The organism is Nocardia sp. NPDC004722, assembly GCF_053601505.1.
The window spans coordinates 1-12,397 of sequence record NZ_JBSGBY010000212.1 but is presented as its reverse complement, the minus strand read 5'-3'; the positions used below and the strand labels follow the sequence as shown (position 1 = coordinate 12,397).

The 12,397-nt window shown below is 67.2% G+C and carries 12 protein-coding genes; 3 read left to right on the top strand and 9 right to left on the bottom strand.

The window, feature by feature from the left end; genetic code table 11:
* The first annotated feature begins 109 nt into the window (after positions 1-109).
* Positions 110-889 (top strand): TetR/AcrR family transcriptional regulator, encoded by a 780-nt coding sequence (locus ACWELQ_RS21375; RefSeq protein ID WP_452398802.1) that lies wholly within the window; start codon positions 110-112, stop codon positions 887-889.
* Positions 890-991: 102 nt separating this feature from the next.
* Entirely contained in the window at positions 992-1,654 is a 663-nt protein-coding gene (locus tag ACWELQ_RS21370; RefSeq protein ID WP_452398801.1) for a GNAT family N-acetyltransferase, read from the top strand.
* Between the two features lie 69 nt (positions 1,655-1,723).
* On the opposite strand, the gene ACWELQ_RS21365 is transcribed toward ACWELQ_RS21370, so the two are convergent.
* From ACWELQ_RS21365 to ACWELQ_RS21330, 8 genes are all read right to left on the bottom strand, one after another.
* Entirely contained in the window at positions 1,724-2,254 is a 531-nt protein-coding gene (locus tag ACWELQ_RS21365; protein WP_452398800.1) for a carboxymuconolactone decarboxylase family protein, read from the bottom strand.
* A 64-nt stretch (positions 2,255-2,318) separates the two neighbouring features.
* Positions 2,319-3,170, bottom strand: a complete 852-nt coding sequence (locus tag ACWELQ_RS21360) for a GntR family transcriptional regulator (protein ID WP_452398799.1) — start codon at positions 3,168-3,170, stop codon at positions 2,319-2,321.
* Positions 3,171-3,180: 10 nt separating this feature from the next.
* Entirely contained in the window at positions 3,181-3,873 is a 693-nt protein-coding gene (gene urtE / locus ACWELQ_RS21355; RefSeq protein ID WP_452398798.1) for an urea ABC transporter ATP-binding subunit UrtE, read from the bottom strand.
* Complete coding sequence (gene urtD, locus ACWELQ_RS21350) at positions 3,857-4,726, bottom strand: urea ABC transporter ATP-binding protein UrtD (RefSeq protein ID WP_452398797.1); 870 nt, start codon at positions 4,724-4,726, stop codon at positions 3,857-3,859. The genes urtE and urtD overlap by 17 nt, the downstream gene beginning before the upstream one ends.
* Positions 4,723-5,901: an urea ABC transporter permease subunit UrtC gene (urtC, locus tag ACWELQ_RS21345; protein WP_452398796.1), complete on the bottom strand. Its 1,179-nt coding sequence runs from the start codon at positions 5,899-5,901 to the stop codon at positions 4,723-4,725. Before urtC ends, urtD begins: the two co-directional genes overlap by 4 nt.
* On the bottom strand, positions 5,898-6,782 hold the full coding sequence (gene urtB, locus ACWELQ_RS21340) for an urea ABC transporter permease subunit UrtB (RefSeq protein ID WP_452398795.1): 885 nt from the start codon (positions 6,780-6,782) through the stop codon (positions 5,898-5,900). Before urtB ends, urtC begins: the two co-directional genes overlap by 4 nt.
* Positions 6,783-6,893: 111 nt before the next feature.
* Positions 6,894-8,168, bottom strand: coding sequence for an urea ABC transporter substrate-binding protein (urtA, locus tag ACWELQ_RS21335; RefSeq protein WP_452398794.1), 1,275 nt, complete (start codon positions 8,166-8,168; stop codon positions 6,894-6,896).
* 286 nt (positions 8,169-8,454) lie between these two features.
* Complete coding sequence (locus tag ACWELQ_RS21330) at positions 8,455-9,006, bottom strand: hypothetical protein (RefSeq protein WP_452398793.1); 552 nt, start codon at positions 9,004-9,006, stop codon at positions 8,455-8,457.
* Between the two features lie 237 nt (positions 9,007-9,243).
* On the opposite strand from ACWELQ_RS21330, the gene ACWELQ_RS21325 reads away from it, so the two are divergent.
* A complete protein-coding gene (locus ACWELQ_RS21325) occupies positions 9,244-10,764 on the top strand; it encodes a serine/threonine-protein kinase (protein WP_452398792.1) in 1,521 nt (506 codons plus the stop codon).
* Between the two features lie 10 nt (positions 10,765-10,774).
* Here the strand turns inward: ACWELQ_RS21325 and ramB are convergent, their stop codons facing one another.
* Positions 10,775-12,184, bottom strand: a complete 1,410-nt coding sequence (gene ramB, locus ACWELQ_RS21320; RefSeq protein ID WP_452398791.1) for an acetate metabolism transcriptional regulator RamB — start codon at positions 12,182-12,184, stop codon at positions 10,775-10,777.
* Positions 12,185-12,397: the final 213 nt, after the last annotated feature.

Here is a 12,397-nt window from a genome sequence, read left to right as displayed (position 1 = left end):
GGTCGACACCTTCCTGGCCTGGCTGCGCAATACCCGCGACGAGCTCACCGCCATCGGTGTCGGGGTGACGACCGGCACACCGATACGATCGGCGGCGGAGGTGAGGCGAATGGCCGGAAGAAACGGGGAACGCAGCAGCGCGGGCGACCCGGTACGCACGCTGGAACTGCTGTGGCGCGTCCCCGGATCCGGTGGCCCGGCCCGCGGGCCCAAACAGCGCACCACCCTCGACGCCGTCATCGCGGCGGCCCTCGACATCGCCGACAGCGAGGGCCTGGCCGCCCTGACCATGCGCTCGGTGGCGGCGAAACTGGGCATCACGCCCATGGCCACCTACACCTATGTGCCCGGCAAGGCCGAACTCCTCGACCTCATGCTCGACACTGTCTATCAGCGCATGCCGCGCCGGGATCTCGGTGAAATGCCCTGGCGAGAGCGGGTTTCCGCCATCGCCGCCGAGAATCGCGCACTGCTGCAGGCGCATCCGTGGGTGGCCTACCTGCCCACCACCCGCCCGCCGCTGGGTCCCGGCGTCGCCGCGAAGTACGACCACGAGCTGCGGGCCTTCGACGGACTCGGCCTCGGTGATCTCGAGATGGATGCGGCCCTCACCTACGTGCTGGGCTTCGTGACCTCGACCGCGCAGCTGGCCATCGACACCGCGCGGGCCGCGGCCGAGAGCGGGCAGTCCGACCGTGACTGGTGGGAGCGCGCGGCCCCGCTGCTGGCGCGGGTCTTCGATACCGACCGCTATCCCCTGGCGGCCCGGGTCGGCGCGGTAGCCGGACAGGCGCACGACAGCGCCTACGACGCGGATCACGCCTACGAGTTCGGCCTGTCCCGGGTGCTGGACGGACTGGCCGTCCTGATCGAAAACCGCAGGCCCTGACCACTGTTTGACCGCGTGGACAATTCACCCGGGACAGACCGATCGGGACGATGGTCTCAATTTCGCCGCGCGGACCGGTCGATCACGGGCAGAATTCCAGCTATGCCGCGAGCAGCCCCGGCAATCGTCGCCACCGAAACCTTCACGCGGGCAGCGCAGCCGGTGCTCCCGGTGGGAGACGGGCTGGTGCTGCGGCCGTGGCTACGCCGCGATGGGCCCGAGGTGTACGGGGCCTTCCAGGACCCGGCCATCCGCCGCTGGCATGTCCGCACCGCCGACACGTTGGAGGAGGCGGCCGATTGGGTCGACTCCTGGGCCCGCTCCTGGACCAGCGGCACCGCCGCCAATTGGGCTGTGGCGGACAGTCGTACCGGCCGCCTGATGGGCCGTGCTTCGCTGCATCACATGGAACTCTGGCACGGTGAAGCCGAGGTGGCCTACTGGGTGGTGCCCGCCGCCCGTGGACGCGGCATCGCGCCGCGCGCGGTGGACGCGCTCGTCGGCTGGTGCTTCGAGGTGGCCGGTTTCCACCGCCTGGAACTCCGGCATTCCATCCACAACGCCCAATCCTGCCGCGTGGCCCATAAATCCGGCTTCATCCTCGAGGGCATCAATCGCAGCGCGGGCCTGCACGCCGATGGCTGGCACGACATGCACCTGCATGCCCGCCTCGCCCACCGCCCCGAATCGGCCGCCACCCACCGCCTACCGGCCGCCTCCGTCCCCGAACCCGCCACCCAACCGGTCTACCGCCTCCAGCGTTGATCGCCGAGTGGCACACCCTGGCGGTGATTCGCCCGAATTCGCCTCCAGGATGTGCCACTCGGCGGTGGGCTAGTGGTCGGTTTGGATGCGTAGCGCGGTGATGGTGCTGGCTAGGCCCTCGTACTGGTTTGTGAGGAGGACGATTTCGATGAGGTGGCGTTCGTCGTAGTGGGCGGCGAGGGATTGCCAGGTGGCGTTGTCGAGGTCGCGGGTGGTGACGAGTTGGTCGACCGCGGTGAGGAGGGCGCGTTCCTTGTCGGTCCAGCCTGCGGCCGCGGGGCCCTCGCGCAGGCGGTCCAGGATTTCGGCGGTGACGCCCGCGCGGCGGCCGAGTCGGATGTGGTGGTCCATCTCGTAATCACATCGGCGCAGGTGGGCGACCCGCAGGATGACCAGTTCCGACTCGTAGCGGCGCAGTTTGCCGCCCGGCATGAGGCGGCCCGAGAAATGCAGCCAACCACGGAACAGGCCGCCGGTCCGGCCCAGTGTGCTGAACAGGTGGGCGTCGTCTGTTCCCGCCGCACGGGAAAGCGCTTGCCAGACAACCCAGTTCACCGGCCCCAGTTCGCGCAGACGACCAGGGGCAATGCGTGGCTCCATCGACACCATCCCTCTAGTCAACACCCTGTCTGGGCCACCCGCCAGACGTGGCGCGCGCGGCGACTCATTCCCGTACCGCCTGCGCGAGTTTGGTGAGTTCCAGGGCGCGCCGGGCGCGGGTCAGGACATGGGCGCGCGAACTGGTGAGGTGCGCCATCAGGGTGCGCAGGGCGGTGTCGAGATCGCCGCTGAGCACGTGTTCGGCGATCGCGATGTGATCGTCGGCCATGGCGGCGATGCGGCCCGGCGTCGGCATGTCCAGCGCCCGCACCGGCCGCACCCGGGCGTGCACCGCGGTGAGAGCGTCGGCGAGCGCGGTGTTTCCGGCGGCTTGCAGCAGCGTGGTGTGGAACTGTTCGTCGGCGGCGATGAGGACGGCGCCGGGTTCCGGCGGATGCTCGCGAATGCGCCGCCAGGTCTCGAGTTCACGCCGCACCGCGCTGATATCCGGAACGCCGTCCATGGGCTGGGCCCCGGATGCCGACGGTTCGGTGGCCGCCGACTGTGCCGTGAGTGCGGAGGCCACCGTCGAAGGGGTGGTCGCCGTGGGCGGTTGGGCGGGGCCGGGTGATTCCGGCCGCGGCCTGGTGACCGATGCTTCGGGCGGGCGGGCGGGACTGCCCTGCAAGCGCTGGATGCCCCTGGCTTCCAGCACGATTCGGAGTTCGTAGAGGTCACCCAGCTCGTCGACCCGGGGGCGGTACGGGTAGAGGCCGTCGGCGTGGCGTTCCAGCAGGCCGTCGGCGTAGAGGCGGGCCAGCGCCTCGCGGACGGGGGTGCGGGAGACGCCGTAGGTTTCGGCGAGTCGTTCCTCGCCGAGCCGTTCGGTCGGCACCAGCACCCCGGCCGCGAGATCGCGTTGCAGCGATCGATAGACCCGCTCGGACAACGGAATACGCCCCCTGCGCGCGTTCACGTCGGTCCGATCAGATCGCCATGGCCAGGCGCACCGCGGATTCCGCGCCCGCGCCACCGGCCCCCGACGAGGTGATCCGCCCGGAGCGCAGCACATAGAACTGCTGGGCGGCCTGCAGCGCGAAACCGATGTGCTGCTCCACCAGCAGCACGCTCAAACCGCCGCGCGCGGTGAGTTCGATGATGGTGCGCTCGATCTCGGCCACCACCGACGGCTGGATGCCCTCGGTCGGCTCGTCGAGGATCAGCAGTTTCGGTTCGGTGATGAGGGCGCGGGCGATGGCCAGCTGCTGGCGCTGACCGCCGGAGAGCAGTCCGGCCTTGCGGGTCAGCAGTTCCCGCAGCGCGGGGAACAGGGTCAGCGATTCCTCGATGAGTTCCTTACCGCGTTTGCGGCCGTCCGCCACCACCTGGAGATTCTCCATTGTGGACAGCTGTGGAAAACTCTGCTGCCCCTGCGGCACATAGGCGATGCCGCGTTTGACGCGCCGCGACGGCGACATCTTGGTGATGTCGTCGCCGTCGAAGCGGATGCGCCCGGACTTGGCGGGCAGCAGGCCCACCGCAGCACGCAGCAGCGAGGTCTTCCCGGCCCCGTTGTGGCCCATGATGGCGGCCACGCCGTTGTCCGGAACCGTCAGGGACACACCGTGAATCACCTCGGTCCGGCCGTAGCCGGTGTGTAGGTCAACGAGTTCCAGCATCCGCGGCCTCCTTCGTGTCGTCCGATTCCTGTTGCGCCACCGCGGGTTCGGTGAGTGGCAGATCACCGGCCGCGGCGGTGCCGAGGTAGACCTCCTGCACCTTCGGGTCGGCCTGGACCTGTTCGACCGTGCCCTCGCTGAGGACGCGGCCGCCCGCGAGCACGGTGACCGAGCTGGCGAACGCGCGCATGAAGTCCATATCGTGTTCGACGACGATCACCACCCGCTCACCGCCGATGCGGCGCAACAGGTTTCCGGTCTCCTCGCGCTCGTCGGCGCTCATGCCCGCCACCGGTTCGTCGAGCAGCAGCACCGACGCGTTCTGCACCAGCAGCATGCCGATCTCGAGCCACTGCTTCTGGCCGTGCGCGAGCACCCCTGCGGGCTTGTCGCGCAGGTCCCCGAGCCCGATGGTCTCGAGCGCCTCCTCGATGGCAGGCAACACCGATTTGCGGCGGCGCAGCAGGGTGAGCGCGGAACGTCCCGCGCCCGCGGCGATATCGAGGTTCTGCAACACGGTGAGCTGCTCGAACACGCTCGCCGTCTGGAAGGTGCGGCCCACGCCGAGCCGGGCGATCTGATGCACCTTGCGGCCGATCAGCTCCGCGCCGGTCTTCTGCGCCGAGCCGGTCGCTGGGACCAGGCCGGTGATGGCGTCGATCAGCGTGGTCTTGCCCGCGCCGTTGGGGCCGATGAGGAAGCGCAGATCGCCCTGCAGGACAGTGAGATCCACGTCGGAGACGGCCTTGAACCCGTCGAAACTCACCGACAGGCCGCGGATCTCGAGGTACTCGCTGTCCATTCCGGCATTGCCGCCGAGTTTGGGTTCGGGAGTCGTTTCGGGAGTGGTCATCGTGCTTCCACCTTCTGCTCGGCTGCCGTCTCCGACTCCTCCACGATCTCCGGTTCGACCGGGACCGCCGCCTCGACGGCCGGTTCCGGTGCGCTCTCGGGCGTGCTCGCGGGCCGGACGCGCTGCAGCAATTGCTTTGCCATGGGCCCGAATCCGGCCAGCCCGGCCGGAATGAAGCCCACCACCACGATGAACAGCGCGCCCTGGAAGTAGGTCCACGCGGACGGGAAGTGCTCGGAGAAGGTGGTCTGCGCCCAGGCCACGCCGATCGCGCCGAGCACCGGCCCGAGCAGGGTGGTGCGCCCGCCGATGGCGACGCCGATCAGGAAGGCGATGGACGGCACCACACCGATGTCGGCGGGGGAGATGATGCCGACGATCGGGGTGAACAGCGCGCCCGCGATGCCCGCGAAGAACGCGGCCACCACGTACGCGACGATCTTGATATTGGCCGGGTCGTAGCCGAGGAAGCGGACCCGCTCCTCCTGATCACGCACGGCGACAAGGAGTTCCCCGTAGCGGCTGCGCATCAGCTGGCGCGCCACCGCGACCACGATCAGCAGGGTGGCCGCGGCGATGAAGAACAGCATGCGGCGGTTGACCGGATCGTCGAGGCGGAAGCCGAAGAACGACTTGAAGTCGCTCAACCCGGTGAAGCCGCCGATGGTCTGCTGCCCGGTCAGCAGGATGGCCAGCGCCGCGGCCAGCGCCTGACTCAGGATCGCGAAGTACGCGCCCTTGACCCGGCGCTTGAACACACCGAAACCCAGGATCGCGGCGATGGCGGCGGGCAGCACCAGAATGGCGAGGATCGCCACCGGCGCGGAGGCGAAAGGCTGCCAGTACGAGGGCAATTTGTCCACGCCCGCGATGGTCATGAACTCCGGCACGTCCTCGTGCGCCTTGGCGGCGTCGGCCATCTGCAGGTGCATGGCCATGATGTACGCGCCGATGCCGAAGAACACGCCCTGACCCAGGGTGAGCATGCCGCCGCGACCCCAGGCCAGGCCGATGCCGACCGCGACGATGGCGAAGCAGAGGAACTTGGCCAGCAGACTCAACCGGAAGTCGGTGAGCATGGCGGGTGCGAGAACGAACAGGACGAGGGCGGCGATGGCGAAGCCGCCCAGGGCTTTCAGTGAGCTGTTGGCGCTCAGGCGCTGGATGGTGGTCATGCCAGGCTCCTCGTCCGGACGGTGAACAGGCCCTGCGGGCGCGCCTGCAGGAAGATCACGACCACGATGAAGACGATCACCTTCGCGACCGTCGCGGTGGTCGAGTACTCGACGAACGAATTCAGCAGGCCCATGCCGAAGGCCGCGATGACGGTGCCCTTGATCTGTCCGAGGCCGCCGATGACGACCACCAGGAAGGCGTCCACCAGATACGACTGCCCGATGGTGGGGCTGGTGGAGCCGATCAGGGTCAGCGCCACCCCGGCCACGGCGGCCAGGCCGGAGCCGATGAAGAAGGTGCTGATATCGGTGAGACGCGAAGAGACGCCGGAGGTTTCGGCCAGGCTCCGGTTCTGCACCACGGCCCGGATGCGGCGGCCCAGCGGCGTCGTCTTGAGTGCGGTGGCCAGCGCGATCACCGCGACCACTGCCAGCACCATGATGAAGATGCGGGTCTTGGGCACCACGGTGCCCGCGATGGTGAGGCCGCCGGTCAGCCATTCCGGGGCGACCACGTTCTTGGCGGGCGCGCCGAAGATGTCGCGCACCGCCTGCTGTAGCACCAGCCCGACACCGAAGGTGACGAGCAGGGTGTCGAGCGGGCGGTCGTACATCCAGCGGATCAGGCCCATCTCGAGGGCCGCGCCCAGCAGGCCGCCGACCAGGAAGCCGACGAACAGCGACACGATGAGCGCCACCCCGGTCGACGAGATCAGTTGCTCCACAACGAAAGTGGTGTAGCAACCGGCCATGATGAATTCGCCGTGCGCCATATTGATGACGCCCATCTGACCGAAGGTCAATGACAGGCCCAGCGCGGCGAGCAGCAGGATCGAGCCCAGACTCAGCCCCGTGAACAGCTGTCCGACAGCCACATCCATGATCAAAACCTCTCGAGCACTATTGGTGGAGAACGCCGTACGGCTGGTGCGGCCCGCGTCGTGAGAGTCACGCGGAACCGCACCAGCCGCCCCTCATCGGCGGCCGCCGAATTACTTGAGGCCCGCGGCCCAGGTGTAGTTCTTCAGGTACGGGTCCGGCTGCACCGGCTTGCCGGAATCCCAGACGGTGTAGATCAGGCCGTCGGGGTGGATCTCGCCGATGCGGGCGGTCTTGGTGATGTGGTGGTTGGAGCCGTCGATGACGACGGTGCCCTCCGGGGCGTCGAAGCTGACGCCGTCGGCGGCCTTCTGAATGTCGGCCACCGCGAACGACTTCGCCTTCTCGACGGTGTTCTTCCACAGGAAGACCGAGGTGTAGGCGGCCTCCATCGGGTCGGAGGTGGGCTTGTTGGCGCCGTAGGCGGCCTTGTACGCGGCGACGAACGCCTTGTTCGCCGGGGAGTCGACGGTCTGGTAGTAGTTCCAGGCGGTCAGCTGGCCCGCGACGTTCTGCACGCCGACGCCGCCGACCTCTTCCTCGGCGATGGACACCGAAACCACCGGCATGTCGGCGGCTTTCAGGCCCGCGTTGGCGTACTCGCGGAAGAAGGCGACATTGGAGTCACCGTTGAGGGTGTTGAACACCGCGCCCGCCTTGGCGCTGCGCACCTTGTTGACGATGGTGGAGAAGTCGGTCGAGCCCAGCGGCGCGTAGTCCTCGCCCTTGATCTCGATGCCGTTGGCCTTGGCGTACGCCTTGATCTCGCGGTTGGCGGTCTGCGGGAAGACGTAGTCCGAACCCACCAGGTAGAGGGACGTGATGCCCTTCTGCTTGAGGTAGTCCAGCGCCGGGATGATCTGCTGGTTGGTGGTGGCGCCGGTGTAGAAGATGTTCTTGGAGTCTTCGAGGCCCTCGTACTGAACCGGGTAGTAGAGCAGCGAGTTCAGGGATTCGAACTTGGGCTTCATGGCCTTGCGCGAGGCCGAGGTCCAGCCGCCGAACACCGCGGCCACACAGTCGGAGCTGACCAGCTTCTCGGCCTTCTCCGCGAAGGTCTTCGGGTCCGAGGCGCCGTCCTCGAGCACCACCTCGAGCTTCTTGCCCATCACGCCGCCCGCGGCGTTGATCTGATCGACCGCCAGCTTGGTGGCATTGGCGACGGTCACCTCACTGATCGCCATGGTGCCGGTCAGCGAATGTAGCGAACCGATCTTGATGGTGTCCTTCGAAGTGTCCACGCAGGACTTGGCATTGGAGCCCGACGCGGTGTCGCTGTCGCGCGAACCGCAACCGGCGAGCATGACGGCGGAGAGCGCCAGCGCGGTCGGAATGATGATCGCCTTCGTCAGGCGGGTGGTCCTGTCCCGGCGGGGAGAGTCGAGCATGGGGCGGATCCTTCACTTCACGGTGTTCGGCGACGCCTGCGCCGCTTGCGAATACCGCCGCGTATACAACGGCTGTATTCGTGAGACGGAACGGTAAACGGGAAGTGTTGCGCCGGAATGACTCTCGATGAAGCTCGGATGTCTACTGTTGCGTAGGCGTGAATTTCTGCTCACCGCAACCGGATCCGATCGTGTTGCGGGAGGCATTCGCGCAGCTCAGGACCATGATACGGCGCGAGCCGGGCCAGCGTGAGCTGAGCCCGGCCCGAGTCTGGCAACGTATTCGTCAGTAGCAGTGCGCCAGGTTGGTATTCGGGATGACGTAGCACGGCCTGATGCTGCTCGGCCCCCCGGAGCCGCTCATCCCGCCGATCATCGCGCCGGCCAGGATCCCAGCGGGTATCGCCATGAACCCGAAACCCATGCTGATGACGGTGACCACGAGACCCAAGATGCCCCCGATGAGCGCGCCGGTCGCCGCGTTGGCGCTGCCGGTTTGGGCGGTGCCCGCCGCGACGGCGGTGGCGGTCGGGTGTGCGACCAGTGCGCCGTTGTCAGCGATGCTGGGGTTCAGCGAGAGCACCTGATCCGTGCCGTCGATGGTCACCGAGAGTGGCATCGTGGAAGTGACGATGCCGTTTCCGTCGAGGATGTTCACCGCGGTGTCGGTGAGCTGGAACGTGCCCCCGGTAAGAGTTGTCGTGACCGTTCCATCCGAATCAGACCGAACAATCGCATAGCCCACATCATCCTGATCCTGGGCCGGATGCGTAATCGACTGCACCTTGACCGGATCCGGCGTCGGCGCAGCGTAGGACGTACCCCCGGAGATAGCCAAGGCCGCAATGGTCAAACCAGCTGTAGCGATAGCCTTTTCAATTTTCACACTATCGAGTTCGGATGAACTCCGGCCGCTGTTTCCGAACTGAATAGGCCACCGTATCGGTCAGCAAGGCAGCGTCGTCCGGAAATGCCGCAGACCTGCGGAGCGCTCCGAAATGACCGGCGGGTGCGCAAGGACGGCGATGGCTCCGTAGGGTGAAGCCGGATTGTCGGCAGGGTGAGAGGTTCGGCTGTGCGTGGGGCGGAGCTCGTCGCGGGGACGGTGTTCGCGGGGTATCGGATCGAACGGATCCTCGGTCGGGGTGGAATGGGCACGGTTTATCTGGCGGCGCATCCGCGGCTGCCCAGATCGGTCGCGCTGAAATTGCTGAACCATGATCTGTACGCGGACGAAGAGGTGCGGCGGCGCTTCGAGCGCGAGGCCGATGTGGCTGCCCGCCTGGACCATCCGAATATCGTCTCGGTGCTGGATCGCGGGGCCGATGCCGGGCAGTTGTGGATCTCCATGCAGCATGTCGACGGTCCCGACGCGGCGCGATTCGCCGGTGAACCGCTGGCACCGGGGCGGGCCGTGCGGATCGTCGAACAGGTCGCGGACGCACTGGATCACGCGCATGAGCACGGCGTGCTGCACCGGGATGTCAAGCCCGCCAATATCCTGCTGACCACGGGTCGCGACGGCGATCGGGTGCTGTTGAGCGACTTCGGCATCGCCAGACTCCGCGATGATCAGCAGCAGTTGACCAGGTCCGGCACGCTGCTGGCCACCCTGTCTTATGTCTCGCCGGAACAGCTTTCAGATCAGCCGGTCGATCATCGCGCCGACCAGTACGCGCTCGGCTGCACGCTGTTCGCGCTGCTCACCGGGCATGCGCCCTTCACGGCGAGCAATCCCGGGGCCATGGTGGCCGCGCACCTGACGCAGCCCGTGCCGGCGGCGAGCGAGGTGGTCGCCGGTATCGACCCCGCGATCGACGCGGTCATCGCCCGCGCCATGGCGAAGCGGCCGGATGATCGCTTCGCGAGCTGTTGCGAATTCGCCATGGCGGCGCGTCGCACCCTTGCGGGGGAACAGCATCGTGCTCCGGCAGTGCCCCGGCCGGCTCCGGCAGTCGTCCGCCTTTCGCGGCCACCGGCCCCGGCGTCGCCGCCAACACGCTGGAATCCGGAGATTCCGCCCGCGAATCCACCAGGGGGACAGGTGTCTTCGCGGTGGCGAACGGCGTCGGTGCTACTGCTGGCGCTGGGGTTGCTGGCCGTAGCGGGTGTCGGTGCGGCCGGCTTCTATTGGAAGTACCTGCGCCCGCAGGGCCCGCAGCCGGATCCTTGGGGCGCACACTTTCCGATCGCGGCGCGCTTCCGGCATCTCATTTCGTCGGATCCGGCAACCACGGGCTGGCGTGGCGCGCGCTGCCACGCCACGGGCACCGTGGTGGCCCAGGCCGGGGATCCGGTTCCCTTGCAACAGATCATCTGCACGCAGTCCGACGGTGTGATGGTGTGGTACACCCAGTACGAAAGCAAGGATGACGCCGCGAACTACCTTGCCGCACACACGGACCGAGTAGAAGCGCGGAAATTTCCCGACGGCACCCTGGACCTGCACCGGCCCAGGGACCCGGCCGCCCCGTTCACACTCGCCACCTACGAATCGGATATCCAGTCGGGCAATTTGATGGTCGTCGAGGTTTCTTGGCCGGGACACGGCTTCGAGGAAACCCGTGACCAGTGGTGGCGGCCCGCGCCGTTCTGAGCGGGACGCCTCACTGAATCACGTAGGGGGAGATGGAGCTTCGGTGTTCGCTGATGTCGAGGGATTTGCCGAGGGGTGGGAAGGCTCGTTGGGGGCAGTTGGAGCGTTCGCAGACTCGGCAGCCCGCGCCGATGGGGGTGGCTTTGGGGTCGTTGAGGTCCAGGCCGTCGGCGTAGACGGTGCGGCCGGCGTGGCGGAGTTCGCAGCCGAGGCCGATGGCGAAGGTTTTGCTGGGTTCGCCGTAGCGGGTGGCTCGGCGTTCTACGGTGCGGGCTACCCAGAGGTATTTGCGGCCGTCGGGCATCTGGGCGATCTGGGTCATGATTTTCGCGGGGTAGGCGAAGGTTTCGTAGACGTTCCAGAGGGGGCAGGTGCCGCCGCTGGAGGAGAAGTGGAAACCGGTGGCGGACTGGCGTTTCGACATGTTGCCCGCCCGGTCGACGCGGACGAAGGAGAACGGGACGCCGCGTAGTTTGGGGCGTTGCAGGGTGGAGAGGCGGTGGCAGATGGTCTCGTAGCTCTGGGTGAAGAAGGCCGACAGGCGCTCGATGTCGTAGCGGAAATCCTCTGCCACCTCGTGGAAATGGGTGTACGGCAACACCGTCGCGGCGGCGAAATAGTTGGCCAGGCCCAGTTTCGCGAGCACGATCGATTCGTGGCTGGAGAAATTGCCCTCGGCCACCAGCTTTTCGATCAGGTCACCGCATTCGAGATAGGCGAGTTCGGCCGCGAGTTTGAACACCCGCTGCCCGCCGGAGAGATGCGGGGCGATCTCGAGGCGGCGTTGCGCGGTGTCGTAGCGGTGCAGCAGCCCGTCGCCCAGGTCGATGCGCTCCACGATCTGCACGCCGTGCGCGTCGGCCAGGCGACGCGGAATCTCGCGCTTGAGATCCCCGCCGTGGAAACGCATGCGATGGGTGAGTTCCTCGGCGGCGGTGTCGAGTTCGTGAATGTAGTTCTGTCGCTGATAGAAGTAGTCGCGCACTTCCTCGTGCGGTTTGGAGATCGCGCCCGAACCGCTGCCGTCGGCGAAACGGTCCTCGGTGGCGGCGGCCAGCTGCGCGGTCGTATTCCGGTAGCGGCGATGCATGTTCACCATGGCGCGCGCCAAACCCGGATGCGCGGAGACCATTTCGGCGATCTCCTGGGCGTCGGCCTCCACCCCGAGCTCCTGGTCCATCACGACCTCCTGGAGTTCGGCGATGAGCCGGGTGTCGTCCTGGGAGGAGAAGAAGCCGGCGTCGACGCCGAAGACTTCACTGATGCGCAGCAGGACCGGTACGGTGAGCGGGCGCACGTCGTGTTCGATCTGATTCAGATAGCTCGCGGAGATCTCGAGCTTCTTGGCCAGGGAAACCTGACTCAGTCCGCGCTCGGTGCGCAACTGACGCAGCCGCGCCCCGACGAAAGTCTTGGCCATGCGACCGAGTTTATTGGCGAATTCGCATGGTTGCCAACGTGGAAATTAACAGGGCTGCTGAGCTTTGGGTCACACCGCTCCCGGGTTTGTCGGCAGCCCTCTGTCGGTGGCCCGGGTTGCAATGAATCCGACGGTCCCCGAACAGCATCCGAGTTCGATGGGACGGCGCACCCTACTCGTGCGCCTCAGCAAGCGCGGCCTGCGCGGCGATGA